This window comes from Arthrobacter sp. R3-55, from assembly GCF_054161505.1.
Genome location: NZ_CP096423.1, coordinates 3,520,943 through 3,539,252 on the forward strand (window position 1 = coordinate 3,520,943; position 18,310 = coordinate 3,539,252).

Consider the following 18,310-nt stretch of genomic DNA (forward strand, 5'->3'; position numbering starts at 1 on the left):
TCATTAGTCTCGGGCGTTGCCGGGGTCCGAAACATCCCCATTCGGGCCGACGTCGCCACTCGCCTTGCGCCGAATGGCGGCGAGGCCGAACTTCTCACGGATCTTTTCCCGACTCATTTGTCCGAAATAGTGTTCCTCGAGCAACGGCAACAACTCGTACTTCCAGATCTCGGCCAGGCCTTGGTCAGTTTCCGCATGCTCCTTCATGAAGTATGAAGGCCCTATCATCACGTCGCGCTTCGTGTCGCCTAGTTCGCTATTCAGTGCATTCAGAAGGTCGGCGCGCAGGGCCGGCTGCCCGGTCGTCTCCAGGAAGCGCTCAAGCATGCCCGAGATCATGCCTTCCTGCGGATGAAGCTCCACAAACGCGAACCGGCGTCGAATCGCGGCGTCCACCATGGCAATTGAGCGGTCAGCCGTATTCATCGTGCCGATGATGAACAGATTCGGTGGCAGCACGAATGTCTGGTGCGGGTTGTACTGCAGGTTGATTCCTTGGTCACGGTACTCCAACAGGAAATACAGCTCACCGAAGATCTTGGCCAGATTCCCGCGGTTCATCTCATCGATGATCAGGAAATACGGCTTGTCACGGTTCCCGTCCAGCGAAGCCTCTGCGGCGATTCGCCGCAGAGGTCCGGGTTCCAGGCTGAAGCCAACGTCCCCGCCGTCGGACTTCGCGGGACGATAGCCCTCAAAGAAGTCCTCGTACGCGTACGAAGGGTGGAACTGTACCGTCTTGACGTGATCTCCGTGTTCCCCCCCCGCAAGGAACCGTGCGATCTTGCCCGCCAGGTACGTCTTGCCGGTCCCAGGCGGACCGTAGAAAACGATCTGCTGACGTGTCTGCAGCAGACGGATGACTTCCTGAATGTCCTCGCGCTGGACGTGCAACTTGGTTGCGAGATCAACGGTCGCCTCGCGCAGTTGAGGTACGACGGCGGGCTGCGGCGGTGCGGTCGGGCCCGGTGTGGTGCCGTCCACCACTGGTTCGGCCGAGGACCACGCGCTGATGATGGAGAGCGCATCCGTGAGGTCGACGACGGAGCCCTGTTCCTCCAACAACCGCGGCATCGGCGCCGGGAGATCATCATTGGCTATGGGTTCGCGGCGCCACGAGACTTGCCTACGCAAACGGGATGTCTCGTCGTCCACGTACTCCGCTTCGCCGGTGATAACGCCCAGGTAGAGGTTTCTTTCGAAGGCTGTCAGGACGAAATCGTCCACCTTCATCTGGCTGAGGAATCGGTAGAACTCTTGGGCCCGGACTTTACGTTCCGCGTAGTCGATGTGCTGATATCCAGCATTTACCGCGGCCTGTACCTCATCAAAATTGCTTCGAGGAGAAGGGGAGCCTAGGTGCTGAGCCCTGAGTGAGACGAAGTCATTTCCAAACCAGGAACCGACCATCCCAACGCCGCCCTGATTTTGACGAACCAGCCAGGCCCGTCGCCCCGAATTATCCGACGGTTGCCACTCGCTGAGGTACGGTTCGGCATACCACTCGACATAGTCGTCCGAATCGCCCTGCTGAGCCTCACGGATATTGAGCAGGTCCTTGGCAATATCGAGATCGGAATCCCCGTTCGGTCCCCCGATAATTCCCGCGAACGCGTTGCGGATTTTGATCCGATGATCACGGCTGACTATAGGCTGCAGGTGATCGGGCCACGCCAGAAAATCGATGCAGTAACGGATTGTTGGCCAGTCCTTGGGTACCGCCTGCGTCAGTGCCATAAATGCCCACGGGTCCTCCAGAGCCACGTTGATTACGCTCGCAGGCTGCCCCGTCACATGCTCCACGAAGCGGCTGAGCCAACCGACGTGGTCTGCGACTTGGATGTTGAAGCCTACTCCCCCGTTGAAGGAGCCTTTAGCTTGAAGTCCTTGGCGGAGCACCGTCGGCAACTCGGCATCGGCCTCGGGCACCCACGATAGGACTTTCTCCACCCGGGCGATCTTCGTTGCCGGCGTAACGTTCTCCAGCGGAAATACCTGTAGGTAAACCAGCTCGGCAGCGAGAAGGACGGTCTCCCTTTGGGCGTCTGCCAGCTGTCGCTCCAACTTGGCCATGAACGAGCCCGGACCGACGTCGGTGTTCTTGCTCCGATTAGCAAGATCCTTGGCCGTTTCCGACGTCCAGGTGTACGTGCGGCCGTCCATGGGCGAAGGCTCGCCACGGAGACCGCTTCTAATGATCAGCTGGGCCGGAGTCTCGGCCTGCACCGTATCAAGAGGTGCTGCATTCACTTTGTCACCCCTCCATGCCCGGAATGCAGCACGGTCTTCAGGGCTCCATTCATCAGTCGGGTCCACATTCATGACAGTCCACATCAGTCCCTGCGCGTCCAAGCGGTCGCGAAGTGGAATGCCATGTTCGGGAGCCAGACGAATGATTTCATCGAGCGCCTCCAGCAGAAGTTCATATCGGCGAGCTGGTTCCCCGCTAGCTCCTTTGCTGTCCCATCCCACAAGTTTGAGGAACTTCTTCGCTGCTTGGGCTCGATACGGTGGGAAACGAAGGGGGTCTCGACCCATGAGTAGGAGTGAAGCAAATCCGATTATGCCGCCAACCGAGAACTGCTCCTGATTGTGTGGGCGGAGAGCGACTGTGAAGTCGTCAATGCGACGGGCATCCACGTCGCCTTCCCACAGCAAAGCAACCACTTTCCAGAGGTCGTCTGGTGAGGACCGGCCAACGTCGATAAGCCGCATCATGAAGTATCGATTCATGAGATTCGACGAGGCGATGTCTCTGCGAAGAGCTTCGAACCATCCGTTGTTGTGCTGAAGGAAAATCTCCCTGGTCCTTCGAAGCTTCTCGGCCACTGCAAGCTTGTATTTGTACTCGTCGGCGTCCAGGTCTACCGTCTTGACGAACAGTCCGCCAAACTCCATAAATTGCTTCCATCGAGGATCGCTCACGACCTTGCCCTCACAAACAACGCCACAGATCTGCCATCAACACAACCCATCTACGAACTCCGTGCTCTGTTCAGTAAGTCCAACCCAAATCTGCCGTGGTCGCGGACTCCCGCGGGCTGTTTCTGCGCAGCGCCCACGACACCTCTATATCTTGCACCGCTGATGAGCAAAACCGCAGACGACACAAACCCGGCGCCAATATGTCGGTCTGTCAGTTGGAACAGTTTGGTTCCAACTGACATCGAGGGCATTACCGCACCCGTCAGTGTTCCGATGTCTCAGCGCCGCGGGCAGCGACTGACCAACCTCATGAATTCTCCAAAATTGATTCTCCTGTCCGGCCGCCTCGACCGGCAGATCAGGTTCGACGCTCCTGTTCAATTCTCGGCGCGGCAATTACTGAAGTCTGGGTGGCCAGCTGTACGGTAGAGCACGGAATTAGCCTGCGTAGTCGCGCCTTTTGCCCGGCGAAGCGAGCGCAGCTAACGATGCCAACAGCCTATAAGCACGCCTGAGAAAGAACGTCAACTGGAGATGCCCTTGAGCTTGCTATGCAATGACGCGTTATGAACAGCTCCCTTACGCCCTACCAGGCCAAGTACTACGCACATGAGCTGCATCGCAGCTATGCGAATGACCACGTTGGCAAGCTGGCCGGCCTATTGTTCGATGCGCAGGTCGAGCCAAAGCCACACCAGATCGATGCTGCCCTATTCGCGTTGCAGACGCCTTTCCTCCAAGGCGTAATCCTCGCTGACGAGGTGGGTCTTGGCAAAACGATCGAAGCGGGCATCGTTATCTCGCAGTACTGGGCGGAACGGAAACGAAGTATCTTGATCGTGGCGCCGTCCAGCCTGCGGCAGCAGTGGCAGCAGGAACTGCACGAAAAATTTCTTATCCCTTCGAGGATCCTCGATCCGAAGTCCAAGGACGCATTAGTTGCGCAATCTGGACCACACTCAGCGCAAGTCCTGATCTGCTCATACGAGTTCGCCCGCCGCCACGAGGCGTACCTGCTCAAGGCTTGGGACCTCGTTGTTGCGGATGAGGCGCACCGGCTGCGGAACTACTGGACAGGTAAGACGAAGGCCGCCGAGGCAGTCGCACACATCGTTCGGGGTGCCCATAAGACGGTGTTGCTGACGGCGACGCCGCTGCAGAACAAGCTCGAGGAGCTATATGGGCTGGTGTCGATCTTCGACCCTGGATACTTCTACTCCCTCGACGCTTTCCGGGAGCGGTACGTCAAGAACCGTGACATCGGAGGCGACGATGACTTAGTCGAGCGCGTCGCGACTGTCTCGAAGCGGACCTTGCGCCGTGACGCAGACAAGTACATCCATTTCACCAAGCGTCTGCCGCTGACGGTCGAGTTCACCCCTTCGCCGGATGAGGTGCGCCTCTACGACCTGGTGAATGACTACCTGCAACGCGATAATCTCTTCGCCTTCGCGGGCAGCCAGCGGCACCTGTCTGCCCTCATCATCAGAAAGCGACTCGGATCATCGACGTATGCAGTGGCCAGCACGCTCGGGAACATCGCCGCACGTCTGGCGGACGAGGTGTCCGCCGGACAGCGCCGAGACGGTCGTGGGGGTCTGGTGGCCGCGGACTTCGCGATTGATGACGAGATCACCACCGAGGAGCTGGAGGAGGCCGCGGAGATCGACGGAACGGGCAGCGGCGCCCACCCGTCGCTGCTGCCACTGGATGACTCGCTGTTAGAGGCGATGCGCGCCGAGGTTGCCGAACTGCGTGAGTATGCAGCGCTCGCCCGCTCGATCACCGAGAATCAGAAGGCCGTCAAACTCGGCGAGGCGCTTGACCTTGGCTTCGAGCGGCTTCGCGAGCTGAACGCTCCAGAGAAAGCCATCATCTTCACCGATTCGACCAAAACGCAAGAGTACATCGCCCGCACGCTTCGTGAGGCCGGTCGTGAGGAGGGGCTCGTCTTGTTCAACGGCTCGAACAACTCGGCGGAGCAGACGGCGATCTACCAGGCTTGGCTGGCGAAGAACAAAGACGGCGACCTGGTCACAGGTATTGCTCCCGTGGATCGACGCAAAGCACTCGTGGACTACTTCCGCGCCGAGGGCACTATCATGATCGCGACCGAGGCGGCAGCCGAGGGCATCAACCTGCAGTTCTGCTCAATGCTCGTCAACTACGACCTGCCCTGGAACCCACAGCGCGTCGAGCAGCGCATCGGCCGCGTGCACCGCTTCGGGCAGAAGCACAACGTCGTAGTCGTGAACTTCTCAAACAAGGGCAACATCGCGGAGCAGCGTATCCTTGAGCTCCTAACGAACAAGTTCCAGCTGTTCTCCAGTGTGTTCGGCGCCAGCGACGAGGTGCTCGGCGCGATTGAAGATGGACTGGACTTCGAAAAGACGATCAGCGACATTCTCACCCGCTGCAAGACAGCCGACGAACTCGACTTGGCATTCAAGGAGCTGGAGACGCAATATGCGGGTGAGATCTCCCACGAGATGGCCAGCGCCAAGGCAAAGGTATTCGATAACCTCGACCCACACGTGCAAGATCGGCTCAAGGCGTACGACACGCAAACCGGTGAGGTGCTGAACAAGTTCGAGCGTCTGCTGCTCGCAGTGACACGACATGAACTGGACCGGTTCGCCACCTTCGAGGGCGAAGGACGCACTTTCGTCCTCAACGAGTCGCCGGTAGGCGGTGTGCCGACCGGGCGCTACTTCTTCAAGTCCCAACAAATGGATAACGCCCACCAGTACCGCTACGCAGGCCCGCTCGCCCAGTACGTCGTCGACACTTCAAAAACCCATGACACCCCGACGCGTGAATTGACGTTCTCACTCGGGCAGTCCGAGAGAGTCACCAGCGCGATCCGAGAACTGGGGGGCACTAACGGCGAGCTGTCCGTTAGCCTCGCGACCTTCCGCATGAAGGCGCGCGACGAAGACGTCTCCGAGTCCTACATGCTCGCCGGGGCACTGACCGACGACGGCCAGTGGCTCGACGAGGAATACGTCGCGGACATCCTCGAGCTGGCCTGTACCGAGGTCGGTAGACAACCAGTGACGATCAAAGAGAGCCGCTTCACACCGCACCTCGATGCGCGTCGGGCCGAGCTGCAGAAGGAAGTCCAGGGCCGTAACTCGCGCTACTACGACCAACAAGAGGAACTGCTCTACCGCAACCAGCAGGACCGGAAGGCCGAGCATGAGGGTGCCATACGCGACTACCGTGCTAAGGAGAAGGAAGCCCGCAGACTAGCCCGACAGGCCGACGACCCGATGGAGCAGCTGCGGCTCAAGAAGGAAGCCCGCAAGTGGGAGCAGCGCGCCGAGGTGGCCGACGAGGACTTCCGCGAGACACGCAAGAAGCTTCGCGCCGAAGCCGACAAGTACCTAGAGTTGATCGAGCAGTCACTACAGGGAACCCAGGAGACCGAGCACCTGTTCACAATTCGCTGGCGGATAGCCTCGTAGATCATGGGCCACACCCGACGCACACCTTGAAGAAACATGAAAGAGATTCACCCGAATGACTGACGACATCTATGAAACACCATCCACTACGCCAAATTTCCAGACCGAGCTGGCAGCGCAGCTTGCCGATCTGATTCCCGAGGCCATAGCTGACGGCAAAGTGGATGTCGAGAAGCTCAAGGAACTGCTCGACGGCGACGTGGCCGACAGCAGCGAGCGGTTCGGATTGTTCTGGCCTGGCAAGAAACGCGCACTCCGAGCGGCACAGGAGCCGAGCACGGCCACGCTTCGCCCAGACTTCGAGAACTCGAAGGACTGGGATACGACGCAGAACGTCTTCATTGAGGGCGACAACCTTGAAGTGCTCAAGATCCTGCAGAAGCATTACCACGCCAAGATCAAGTTGATCTACATCGACCCCCCGTATAACACCGGAAAGGACTTCGTTTATCCGGACAACTACAAAGAGGGTCTCGATACCTACCTCGAGTGGACGCGCCAGGTCAACGACGAAGGCAAGAAAATCACGACCAACGCCGAAACGGAGGGTCGCTACCACTCGAACTGGCTCAACATGATGTACCCTCGCCTCAAGCTCGCGCGGAACCTGCTCACGGATGACGGCGTTATCTTCATTTCGATTGACGATAATGAACAAGACAATCTTCGAAAGCTGTGCAACGAGATCTTCGGTGAGGCCAATTTCATCGCACAAATTGTGTGGCAGAAGAAGCAGTCGCCTCAGAACGACGCCACGTATATGTCAGCCATGCACGACTATGTCCTGGTCTACGCGCGCCGGAGCAAGGTAGACAAGTCTGACCCCGAGGGCTTCGCGATGAACAAGCTAGCGCGCACAGCAGCGCAAGAGGAGAAGTTCAAGAACGTCGACGAGGATCCAAGAGGGCCGTGGATATCCATTGACCTGACCTCGAACAAGAACGCATCGGAACGACCCAACCTGTACTACCCGGTGGTCAACCCGGCTACGGGGCGTGAGATTCTGCCGAACCGTGAAACGGTTTGGCGCTACGAACGCTTTTCTATGCAGAGACTGATCGACGAGAACCGCATATGGTTCGGTCGGAACGACGAGGGATTCCCACGACAGAAGCGCTTCCGTAGTGAGATTGATGACGGCGTTACGCCCTCGACCTGGTGGACGCGAGACTTTGCGGGAGACAATCAGCAAGCGAGGCGTGGGATCCGCAAGCTGTTCCCGGACTTTGACGCGTTCTCAACTCCAAAGCCTGTGTCGTTGGTTAAGCGCATCCTCGACCTTGCGACAAGGGCCGACGCCGACGATATCGTTCTCGACTTCTTCTCTGGTTCAGCGACAACCGCGCATGCAGTGCTTGAGAGGAATGCCGAAGATGGTGGCCGGCGGCGTTTCGTTATGGTGCAGCTGCCGGAACCGACAGGTGATAATTCTGAGCCAGGACGAGCTGGATATCCAACCATCTCGTCCGTGAGCCGTGAGCGGATTCGACGGGTAGCGGATGGTCTAAAGGGTCTTGATGATGCTCCGACTGATCTTGGCTTCCGCGCGTACATACTAGGCGACACCAACTTCGCCAAGTGGCGGGTGTCGAGCGATGTTGAGGAAGGCGCGCTGCAGCAGCACCTGCTCAGTCTTCGAGACAGCGCGACCGACGATGCTACGGTCGATGAACTACTAACCGAGATCCTGCTCAAACAGGGCTATTCGCTGAGCGAGGCTGTCTCGCCTGCCGAGGTCGCTGGGCTCGACGTTCGGTTAGTACGCGACAGTGACGGCGATGTCGCTGTGCTGGCGTACCTGAACGAGCACACGAAGCCGACGCTCGAGCAGCTCCGCGCGCTTGTGGACGAGTCCTCGGCTCGTATCATCGTGCTCGAGGACGCCTTCCAGGGCGACGACGAACTCAAGACCAACCTGGCCCAGCTCGCAAAGAGCAAGGGCATTGAGCTCTGGACGGCGTGAGTATGAAGAACAGAACAGCCAGCGGATCAGGGTTCCAGTTCGACGCCAGTCAGCCGTACCAGCTGGATGCGATCGCTTCCGTTGTTGACCTCCTCGACGGGCAGCCGAAGGATGCGGAGAAGTTCGTCACGACACTGCGCGGTGCTGCAGTGCTTCCCAGCTCAGATCAGGCGGCGCTCGACATCGATCTCACTCAGGAGGTCGGTGCGGTCGGCAACAGCCTCGTGCTCGATCGAGACCTGATCCTCGCGAACCTCCAGCGCGTGCAGGATAGGAATGGCCTCGAGGTTGCGTCGTCGCTCACGGGCGACGCGCTCGACTTCGATATCGAGATGGAGACCGGTACTGGTAAGACCTACGTCTACCTGCGCACGATCTTCGATCTGGCTGTCAGGTACAACTTCACGAAGTTCGTGATCCTCGTGCCGAGCGTGGCGATCCGTGAGGGTGTCAGCACGAGCATCCGGCTCATGCGCGAGCACTTCGAGACCCTCTACAAGCCGCAGGGTATCACCTTCGATGCCTCGATCTACAGCGGCAAGAGCGCTGAGGAGGTGCAGTCGTTCGCAACGTCCACAAACGTGCAGATCCTGATCATGACGATCGACTCCATCCGTGGCAACGCGAACACCCGCATCATCCACCAGACGCGCGACAAGCTGAACGGGCTGCGACCGATCGACTACCTGAAGGCGACCCATCCGGTTGTCATCATGGACGAGCCGCAGAACATGGAGTCGCAGCTCTCTCAGTCGGCGGTCGGTGAACTCGATCCCGTATTCACCCTGCGCTACAGCGCGACGCACAAAAAGCAGCGCAACGTCGTCTACCGGCTCGACCCGGTCGACGCCCACGATCTCGGTCTGGTGAAGCAGATCGTCGTGGCCGAGGTGGCCCAGCAGGGCGCAGACGCGACGCCGTATATCAAGCTGGTCGAGGTGAGGCGTGAACCGTCGTGGTCAGCCAGGCTGGAACTTTCCTGCCGCAAAGCCGATGGCTCGCTTGAGCGTCGGGTCGTGAGCGTGAAGCAGCACCAGGAGCTGTCGGATGCGCGTCTGACGAACAACCCGATCTACGAGGGTTGGCGCATAAACGAGATGAGCATCGAGCCCGCCTACGTCGACCTCACCACCCATGGCTTCCTGTACGAGGGCGAGAGCACCGGCGCCTCCGCAGGGGCGATCTATAAGGAGATGATCCGCGAGACTGTCCGTGAACATCTGCGCAAGGAATCGATGCTCCACACGAAGGGTATCAAGGTGCTCAGCCTCTTCTTTGTCGACAAGGTCGCCAGCTTCTTGGGCGACGGCACGAACAACGAGGGCGCGAACGGTGAATTCGTGCGGTGGTTCGATGAGGTCTTCCTCGAGGAGCGCGCGAGGTCCGCGCGCTACCAAGAGTTGCTGCCGCAGGAGCCCAGTGAGCTTCGTCGGGCCTATTTCTCCCAGATCAAGCGCGGAAAGACGACCACCTTCCAGGACTCGTCCGGTACGACGAAGGCAGATGACGACGCCTACGAGCTGATCATGCAGCAGAAGGAACGGCTGCTCGACGCGAACGAGCCCGTAAGGTTTATCTTCAGCCACTCCGCCTTGCGCGAGGGCTGGGACAACCCGAACGTGTTTCAAATCTGCACCCTCCGCGAGATGGGCGCGGACACCGAACGTCGACAGACCCTTGGACGCGGCTTGCGCCTCCCGGTCGCAAAGACCAATGACGGCTACGCCCGTGTCGCGGACCGTGGCGTCGCTACGCTGACGGTGGTGGCAAACGAGTCGTACACGAAGTTCGCGGATGCGCTCCAGAAGGAGTACAAGGACGCCGGGGTCGAGATCGGGCGGGTACGGAGGGCTGAGTTCTCTAAGATTACGCTGCAGGACGAGACGGGTGCACTCACAGATGACCAGTTCGGCTACCAGCGCTCCATATTGGTGTGGGAGCATCTGAAGGACAAAGGCTTCATCGACAACGACGGTGCCGTCACCTCAAAGTTCCAACCTAGTCAGCTCGGTTTCTGCCTCGACCTGCCGGTTGACTTTGTCTGGGCGGAGCCGATCATCATCGAGCTGGTCGACCGCGCAAACATCGGCAAGTACGTCAAGCCGGTCAGCAAGCGCCAGCCGCGAGCGTTCAATAAGCAGCTGTACGCAACACCAGTGTTCGAGGAGTTTTGGGAGAAAATCAGCCAGAAGACCAGTTACAGCGTGCGCGTCGGGCGCGACGAGATCATCGAGAATGCGGTCGCCGCGATTAAGGATGCTCCCGCCATCGATGCGCTGCGGATCCAAGTCACACGCGCCGGTGTCAAGGTCCTTCGAGGCGGCGCCAAGGGTCAGGAACTTGGCACTCGCTCGGCCGATCTCAAGGGCAGCTACGACCTGCCTGACATCATAACGGAGCTCCAGGAGGCGACCTCGTTAACACGCAAGACCATCGTCGACGTACTGATCGGCAGTGGTCGATTGGGCGAGTTTATCGGCAATCCGAACGACTTCATCGCAATGGTCAAGCGTGCGCTCCAGGGAGAACTGGCCAAGATCGTGGTCGAGGGCATCCAATACGAGAAGATCGCGGGATCGGTCTACGAACTTCGTGAACTGCAAAAGGACGGTGAGGAGGAGAAGGAGCGCTTCCTGGACCAAATGTACAAGGTGCAGCACACCCAGAAGACGGACTTCGACTACGTCGTGTTCGACTCCGACGTTGAGCGCCAGTACGCCGAGCTACTCGATTCTCGGGAAGACATCAAGCTGTTCACAAAGCTTCCCTCCAAGTTCAAGATCGACACCCCTGTGGGCCCATACAACCCAGACTGGGCCATCATCAAACAGGAGGACGGCGAGGATCGAATCTATATGGTCCGCGAGACTAAGAGTACTCTGGATGATTCGAAGCTGCGGCCAACGGAGCTTGCAAAGATCAAGGCAGCAAAGCGCCATTTCTCGGCAATTGGCGTCGAGGACTATGCGAGGGCAGCACCCGGCAGTTGGCATCTGTAGTACTCGGACTGCGTTTGGAGAGTCTGAGAGGGTTCTCCAAGCGCGGCCTGAACTTCTGATACACAGCACTTGAACTAAAAAAATCCCCACCGTTTGATACGCTCATAGTTTTCGATAAGGAGGCGTCTGGGGATGCACAAACTTGAGCTGCACAAACGTACAGGTTTTGCGGCGCCCGTCGGATTAAAGTTGCCCCTCCTAGCCACAGGAAACAATGAAGGAGGACTCAGTCTAGACAACCGCTACGCACTTGTGAAACGGGAATAAGCCGTTCGAAGGGCGTGTTCATCTGGTTGATTCGCCCGACGCGAGGGGACGCTCATGAGCTTCTTGTTGTGTCGCTCCTGCAGCCCGTATTTCAGCATTGGCCCGTCAACCTCTGCCAAGATATCGCTCCTAATTTGCACAATCAGATCAGGGCGGATGCCGAGAATACCGGCGTCAAAGGCGGCGTGGTGGATTTTACACATTGCCATTCCATTGGAAACAATGGGCATGCCATTTTCGTCTGAATCAGGGATGATATGGGCGGCATCTAACAACTGCCGATGCTTCAGATTGCACACGGCACATCGAGTGTCGTAGGCCTTGATAACGCTGGAACGAAACAGGCGCTGATGTAATCGCGTTCTGGCGAGCCGAGTCCCGTACCGCTTAGCGATCTTGAGTTCCTGAGGATCCAGGTGATCACCGTTTAGCACGCCAAGTTGGGGATCTATGTCAACGACAAATTGCTGATGCTCGTGCTCTTCGGATATAAGGTAGACGGGAAACACGGGCTGGTAAACGCCTGGTGCGATCCCGAAGAACCAAATGAGAGGAAGATGATCGGTCATGGCACGCCGCAAGGCTCGGTTGTCAGCTGCATCCACGTCGTCGCCCTGCCATTTGTAACGAAGCATGCCATCAGAACCAACTTCGTCTTCATAGGGTCGCTCCTTCCCGACCCGTCGAAAGGTAGTGGTGATCGACAACGCCGCGTCGAGCGATCGCGGCTTCCAGATGCCCCGCTGTCTGCTCTTGAGTGGAATTCGCTCATTCTCGAGATGGAAATCTTCAAGGTCAAGATAGTGGACGGCCTCCTCGCCATCATTTGTGCGCGCAGCCAACCATTCCTGCGCTGCCTGCCGAACTCGCTCATCCCAAGACACAGACTTACTGGCCATAAAACCAGCCACATCGGCTTCGGGGATCTTGAAGGCGCCGTGCGCACCTACCCCCGACTGAATGTAGACGTTGGCGAATTTACCTGTTTGCACCCAGTCAATGACGGTCCTCTGATGTACACCGATGATTTCCGCGGCTTCACGAGTGCTGAGGTGGGGTCCGTTGACCACGGGGGCGGCGGGAAATACAGGGGTCATCTCGCCAGGATATAAGACCGCGAGGTTACAAGTCTTCAGCCTTTAGTTGCCCAACATGTGGGAGGAATGCTTGCCCGAGAACCATCGACCGGTTGCGCGAGACATGCGGAACCTGCCTATGAACCCAACGTCTTCGGTGGTCACGTCAACTCGCCAAGAGCGGCCGTCGGTGCGCTCAGGCAAACCGGCCGCCGCGCGTGTCAACGCTTCGTACCAGCCGTAGCTGGTGGGCAGGTGCAGATGCGCAGGAACCTCAGGACCAGATTCGCGAGCAAAAGTCATGTTCGGGCGTGGTGGTTTGGGATGCATCAGCATCTGTTCCAAATGGACGCCAAGATGCAGCGAATCTGTGCCGCCGAACAGCATCGCTGCCCACGAGTCAATCCATTCGATCTGCGGAGCAGCTGGAGCGTTATCTCCAACGAAGTTCTGGCGCAAGTGCCATGCAAGGTCCTGCTTGGAAGGGAGGTCATCAGGCGTTCCTGACAGAAGATCTGCAATTCCCGATACGTTGTGATTGAGGATGAGCGCCGCAGAATCGGCCCCAAATAGCCGCTTCATACTCGTTAGGACGGCTCCATCAGGTGGCATTCCGAGATTAACCCACATGGTCACACCCCGGACAGGATCCGACCATGCCAAGTGGCCAAGTACGACCGCCGACATCGAGAACCAATAAGTGATGAAGGGCGGAAGGATCCCTGACCCTATGGGATTTAGCGGGGGAAGCCAATCTCCTTGTGGCTGAGTTACAGCCTTCAGCACAGAGGACAAGTCATATTCTGAATTAGCTAGACCTGACGCCCACCCCGCATTGAAATCATTCCACTGCCACCCAAGATCGTTTGTGCGCCTTGGCTCATGGATTGACTCGGCAATTTTCTGTAGTCGTTTCAACAGGGACCCGAGAAGGTTCAGCGCCCCGGAACTTATCGGATCCTTACTCAAATTCGTTTGAGTCATGGCAGATAGACCGCGCAAGACCATGGCCGCATTCGGCGCTGGCTCCTGACGCAGGACCACCCATTCCTCCGAAGAGAGTTTCGGCGCATTGCCTGGCGACATCGTTTCACATATGAAGCGATCAAGCTTGCCCCAAAAGACGTGACTCGCCGGACTTGTGGCATGCCTTCCGACCTGGTCCCTCACAACCGGCAATCCATCAACGAGGGCTCGCAGGGTGGCGACATCTTCTGGCTTCAGCAAAGCCAATCTCAAAGCGACACGCGCCTCGAAGACAAGGTCCGTCATCTGCGTTCTCCAGTCCGGCGTTTGTGTGCGTATGAAAGGCAAGGATCAGCGAATGCGCAGGTTAGTCGATTCAAGATTTCGTCCGCACCCACAACCGCGAAGGCCTCCCCCGCGTCCCATCCGACATCTTTCCCGTTCCCACCAGCTTCGGCTCCATGAATCGCCGAAAGGTATCCCTCATGAGCGTTTCGCCGGCTACTGCTTCGTGGAGATCACGCAAGTCCTTGAGCGTGAATGGCTCCTCAAGAAGTGCCCCTGGATCCGGCGCCTCTGCGTAGGCCAAGCGCATTCTTCCCACAGCGTTGGCCACGATGTCAGCGTGGCCGTACGGCAACCGTGACACAACGTCCGGTTCCGCCGATACCGAAGCCAGCATGACGCCGTCGGACGTCAACGCAGACTCAAGCGCAGCAAGAGGCACCATGTCGACGTGCGCAACTGAGAGGACCCAGCCGCGGTCGTCACGATCCGGATCATCGAAGACGTGCAGCTGTTGAGGCACGCGGCCAGTGATCCCGGCTTTCTCGCGAAGACAGCGGAGCACCGCATCGGAAAGAAGCTCACGCTCTCTGAGGAAGGTCCCAGGGAGCGCCCACTCCCCCGCCCTATCACCGCTTGCACGCCGAACCAGCAGCACACTCAGCGCGCCTTCCGACACGGTAAGGACCGCCGCATCTACTGCAACTGAGGGTCTCGGATAGTCCAGCAGTGTGCGTGGCCTGGGACCTCGGGAAGCATTCACATCATCATTTATCGCAGACTTGCGCAAAAGAAGCAATCGCTGCATACTGAACTCAATTAGCGCAAAAGTGAGCTAAATCGAATCAGGAGGCACGAATGCAAGTCCCACAACTACATCTGGGCGTTGGCACCGCTTTGGGCCCACTCAGCATCTTCCCGATCTGGACCTCAGGCCATGGTGACTTGGCCATTAGCACCGGTGCCCATGCCAACGTCGCCGTCAACGAACTGCCTGACGGCGCCCAGGTTGGCAAGCTGACTGTCAGCAACAACGGTCCCCGTCCCGCACTCCTCTTGGAAGGCGAACTCCTGGAAGGCGGGAAGCAACACCGAACCTGCGCCCGCGACGTCATCCTCGGCGCAGGCGAGACCCGAACCATCGGGACCTACTGTGTTGAGGAAGGGCGCTGGGAAGCCGGCATGAGCAGTCATCGGCGGCAGAGTCGCCGCGCTCCCCTCAACGTCCGGGCAGAGCTGGCATCCCGCGCTGGGGCCTCGGACTCAAACAGCCGTCAAGGCCGTATCTGGGAAAGAGTGCGCCGTTTGGACGCCGCCCGTGGCGTCTCAGCCACCAGCTCACTCGTCGACCACCTTGACCGCCAGACACTGGCCCCGAGCTTCGACCCTAATGACGCTCCACCCCCAATCGACGGCCAGCGCGGAGTCCTGTTCGGGATTGGTACAAAGCCGCTGGTGTTGGAGATTTTTGGCACCCACACAATGTTCCGACGCCACTACCATCAGCTCATTCGCGCGGCCCTGCTGGACCTGGAGCTGCTTCCGGCCATGGTCATGGCATCCGGCCGGATGTCAGGGTAACAGGCCCGGGACTTCGCTGCGGTTGCCCAGGGGCTGGATTTCGGAGCGTTCGACGGCGGTCCACTCGCCGGAGTTCGAAGCCACGGCCCCCTCCGTAGCCGTTCAGTCAGCTCTCTCCAGGCCGGGCTGGAAGGTGCCGGCATCGCCGTCGAGCTTCCACACCGCAACCCAGAGCTTGCGCACCTGACCGTTTGGAACACCAAACACCCCCTGATGGAGATCGCATGAAACTCAATCCTTTGCAAAACGACCGCGCGGCCGGCGTTCTGGTGGCGCTTGCGGCCGGAGACGCTCTCGGCGCCGCTTACGAATTCGGCCCACCGCTGCCAGACGAAACGCCGGTGTTGATGAAAGGCGGCGGTCCCTTCGGATTCAATCCCGCCGAGTGGACCGACGACACATCCATGGCCGTTCCCATAGCAAGAGCGCTTGTCTAGTCCGGACCTGAACTTGCCTCTGACGCGGCGCTGACCAGAGTTGTGCGCGAGTGGAGTGCCTGGGCTGCTGGCGCCAAAGATGTCGGCGCCCAGACCAGCGCGGTCATTGCCGCCGCAACCCATGCAGCAACTTCCGCTGGGAGGCCGGTGACCGCCACGGACTTCACAGCTGCCGCCAAAGCGTTCCACCGTCGCACTAGACGCAGCGCCGGAAATGGTTCACTCATGCGCACTGCTCCCCTTGCCCTCGCCTATCTCGATCGCGAGCCTGGTGAGCTGACGGCGGCGGCAGCCAGCGTGAGCGCGCTGACTCACGTGGATCCCGACGCCTTGGAGGCATGCGGTCTCTGGTGCGTTGCCATAAGGGAGGCGGTCCTGACCGGGAAGCTGAACGTGCGGGCGGGGCTGGCACTGCTGCCCCCTGACCGCAGCGCAGTTTGGCTATCGCGCATCGAGTCCGCTGAGCAGTCACGTGCACGGGACTTTCACCGGAACGGGTGGGTTGTGGAAGCGTTCCAAGGTGCTTGGAGCGCCATGTACTCCACAGTGTCTGCAACCCGTGGGCCGGAACACCTCCGCGAGGCTCTGGAAGAAGCCGTCCGGGGAGGCGGCGATACCGATACTGTCGCGGCAATTGCCGGCGGACTTCTGGGCGCGGCCTACGGCTTCACTTCGGTGCCCTTCGAGTGGCGACGGCATTTGCATGGGTGGCCCGGACTACGCACCCGCGACCTCATGACACTGGGAATGGAGCTCGCCCGCGGAGAAGGCACACGGGAACAGTCCTGGCCGGGCGCAGCGCATCAGGACTACAGCATGTGGAGCCGCACCGATGTGCTGGTACAGCACCCGCACGACGACGGTGTGTGGTTGGGTGGCGCCGGTTCCCTGGGGCGGATGGAAGCTTTGGGGATCGACGCAGTTGTTTCCCTTTGCCGCCTGGGCACCTCTGACCTGTCCACTATCGCGGTGTCAGATCATGCATCATTCTGGGTTATCGATTCGCCGGACCCATCCGACAATGCTGACGCGGCGTTTGTCCTCGCTGAAGCGGCTGCCGCCGTCGAGCAGTTCCGTTCTGAAGGGAAGACGGTGCTGCTCCACTGCGTGAGAGCTGAGTCCAGGACCCCGACTGTTGCCGCTTTGTACAGTGCTGCTTCGTTGGGGATTGACGCTGAAACAGCACTGGACGACGTCCTGAATGTACTGCCCAACGCCTCACCGAATCCTCTGTTCCTGGACATCGTACGTTCCGGCCGCTGTGCCGCGGGCCGTCACAAACCCTCGGCTCGCGGCGGCCTTCCTCATAATGTCCGAACCGCCTGATAGGTATATGACCATGACCACAACTCCTGAACTCAGTCGGGAAGAGCGCGACGCTGCAATGGTGGAGCGCTATGCCGATGGTGAGACTCTAGATGCCATCGGCCAGAGCTTCGGCATCACCCGCGAACGAGTCCGCCAGATCATTGCAAAAGTTGGCGGCACAAGCGCTGAAGAGTCCCGCAAAAGCCGACTTGCTTCAAAGGAAGCCGCAGCGACGGTCGCCCGCAACGCCTTCATGGCGGCGTACGGCGACTTGGCTCGCCAAATGGCCCGGCGCGGAGTTACCAAGCCTGATGCGATCGACAAACTGAAGGCACTATTTCCCGCGATGGACGCTGAGCTTGCCGAGGATGCCCTGCGGACGTCGTCGATCGTTTTCGACAAGTCACAGATGGAAGACATCTTCTCTAAAGAAGCGGTGGCGGCAGGTGTCTGGTACCTGTTGGGGTCCAACCTTGGGCTTGCTCCGGACCGTCAATGGGCCGCTGTCAATATCGAGCTGTCTCTGATGAACGAGCTCCGAGCCGCCTTGGAGTCTGCCGAAGCCGACGTCGAGGATGTCTCCACCATTCTGGGAGTTATCGGAGCTGCGCAAAAATACCTCCAAGAGAATCCCGAGACCAGTATCACCGGACAGCGATATGAGCATCTTCGCGACGAACTCGTGCCGGCGCTGGGCCTCGTCTCTCGCCAAGGAGCATTTCCGTGGCCCCCTACTCGTCAGACCGTGACCAAGCGTTTCGGCGGGTGGAACGAGGGCCTCGAAGCAATGGGGATCGGAACAGCTGCGAAAGGACGGCCGAAAGGGCTCCTGAAGTTCACCCAGGCCGACTACGAAGACGCCGTGCGCAATTTCAACAGATTCGCCCTGTCCAGCGGAGTCAAGCCGACATTCGCAGGTTACGACGCATGGGTCAAGCAAGAGATTCATGCCGGCAATTCCCGGCCCTCAGGTGCCGCAGTCAGGAACATCTACGGCACCTGGCTTGACGCTGTGCGGGCAGTCCAGGAGTAGAAA

General features: G+C 59.2%; 9 protein-coding genes and 2 pseudogenes. 6 read left to right on the forward strand and 5 right to left on the reverse strand.

Features of this window, described 5'->3' with window-relative positions; all coding sequences use genetic code 11:
- Nucleotides 1-3: 3 nt before the first annotated feature.
- Nucleotides 4-2,925, reverse strand: coding sequence for an McrB family protein (locus tag M1D51_RS16135; protein WP_458107201.1), 2,922 nt, complete (start codon nucleotides 2,923-2,925; stop codon nucleotides 4-6).
- A 566-nt stretch (nucleotides 2,926-3,491) separates the two neighbouring features.
- Between M1D51_RS16135 and M1D51_RS16140 the strand changes: the two genes are divergently transcribed.
- From M1D51_RS16140 to M1D51_RS16150, 3 genes are read left to right on the forward strand one after another with little or no spacing between them, the layout of a single operon-like run.
- Nucleotides 3,492-6,392, forward strand: coding sequence for an SNF2-related protein (locus tag M1D51_RS16140; RefSeq protein ID WP_458107202.1), 2,901 nt, complete (start codon nucleotides 3,492-3,494; stop codon nucleotides 6,390-6,392).
- A gap of 55 nt (nucleotides 6,393-6,447) precedes the next feature.
- Nucleotides 6,448-8,355 carry a site-specific DNA-methyltransferase gene (locus tag M1D51_RS16145; RefSeq protein WP_458107203.1) on the forward strand — a complete coding sequence of 636 codons (1,908 nt, stop codon included), beginning with the start codon at nucleotides 6,448-6,450 and terminating at the stop codon, nucleotides 8,353-8,355.
- Nucleotides 8,356-8,357: 2 nt separating this feature from the next.
- Nucleotides 8,358-11,354 (forward strand): restriction endonuclease, encoded by a 2,997-nt coding sequence (locus M1D51_RS16150; RefSeq protein ID WP_458107204.1) that lies wholly within the window; start codon nucleotides 8,358-8,360, stop codon nucleotides 11,352-11,354.
- 242 nt (nucleotides 11,355-11,596) lie between these two features.
- On the opposite strand, the gene M1D51_RS16155 is transcribed toward M1D51_RS16150, so the two are convergent.
- The 4 genes and pseudogenes from M1D51_RS16155 to M1D51_RS16170 form a co-directional block, all read right to left on the reverse strand.
- Nucleotides 11,597-12,718, reverse strand: a complete 1,122-nt coding sequence (locus M1D51_RS16155; protein WP_458107205.1) for an HNH endonuclease — start codon at nucleotides 12,716-12,718, stop codon at nucleotides 11,597-11,599.
- Nucleotides 12,719-12,760: 42 nt separating this feature from the next.
- Nucleotides 12,761-13,969, reverse strand: a complete 1,209-nt coding sequence (locus M1D51_RS16160) for a hypothetical protein (protein ID WP_458107206.1) — start codon at nucleotides 13,967-13,969, stop codon at nucleotides 12,761-12,763.
- A 70-nt stretch (nucleotides 13,970-14,039) separates the two neighbouring features.
- A complete protein-coding gene (locus tag M1D51_RS16165; RefSeq protein ID WP_458109601.1) occupies nucleotides 14,040-14,471 on the reverse strand; it encodes an NrtR DNA-binding winged helix domain-containing protein in 432 nt (143 codons plus the stop codon).
- 3 nt (nucleotides 14,472-14,474) lie between these two features.
- Nucleotides 14,475-14,756: pseudogene (locus tag M1D51_RS16170) on the reverse strand (NUDIX domain-containing protein); the annotation flags it as partial.
- A 50-nt stretch (nucleotides 14,757-14,806) separates the two neighbouring features.
- Here M1D51_RS16170 and M1D51_RS16175 point away from each other — a divergent pair.
- The 3 genes and pseudogenes from M1D51_RS16175 to M1D51_RS16185 all read left to right on the forward strand — a co-directional run bounded on the left by M1D51_RS16175 (nucleotide 14,807) and on the right by M1D51_RS16185 (nucleotide 18,307).
- The gene (locus M1D51_RS16175) at nucleotides 14,807-15,529 is read left to right on the forward strand and encodes an ARPP-1 family domain-containing protein (protein WP_458107207.1); all 723 of its coding nucleotides are present in this window, start codon (nucleotides 14,807-14,809) and stop codon (nucleotides 15,527-15,529) included.
- 224 nt (nucleotides 15,530-15,753) lie between these two features.
- Nucleotides 15,754-17,292, forward strand: a pseudogene (locus tag M1D51_RS16180) (ADP-ribosylglycohydrolase family protein).
- Between the two features lie 13 nt (nucleotides 17,293-17,305).
- Entirely contained in the window at nucleotides 17,306-18,307 is a 1,002-nt protein-coding gene (locus M1D51_RS16185) for a sigma factor-like helix-turn-helix DNA-binding protein (RefSeq protein ID WP_458107208.1), read from the forward strand.
- Nucleotides 18,308-18,310 lie beyond the last annotated feature (3 nt).

What these genes read in the sequence shown, in the direction of transcription:
- M1D51_RS16140 (WP_458107202.1), top strand. Translation starts at nt 3,492, where the DNA reads ATGAACAGCTCCCTTACGCCCTACCAGGCCAAGTACTACGCACATGAG.
- M1D51_RS16145 (WP_458107203.1), top strand. Translation starts at nt 6,448, where the DNA reads ATGACTGACGACATCTATGAAACACCATCCACTACGCCAAATTTCCAG.
- M1D51_RS16150 (WP_458107204.1), top strand. Translation starts at nt 8,358, where the DNA reads ATGAAGAACAGAACAGCCAGCGGATCAGGGTTCCAGTTCGACGCCAGT.
- M1D51_RS16155 (WP_458107205.1), bottom strand. Translation starts at nt 12,718, where the DNA reads ATGACCCCTGTATTTCCCGCCGCCCCCGTGGTCAACGGACCCCACCTC.
- M1D51_RS16160 (WP_458107206.1), bottom strand. Translation starts at nt 13,969, where the DNA reads ATGACGGACCTTGTCTTCGAGGCGCGTGTCGCTTTGAGATTGGCTTTG.
- M1D51_RS16175 (WP_458107207.1), top strand. Translation starts at nt 14,807, where the DNA reads ATGCAAGTCCCACAACTACATCTGGGCGTTGGCACCGCTTTGGGCCCA.
- M1D51_RS16185 (WP_458107208.1), top strand. Translation starts at nt 17,306, where the DNA reads ATGACCACAACTCCTGAACTCAGTCGGGAAGAGCGCGACGCTGCAATG.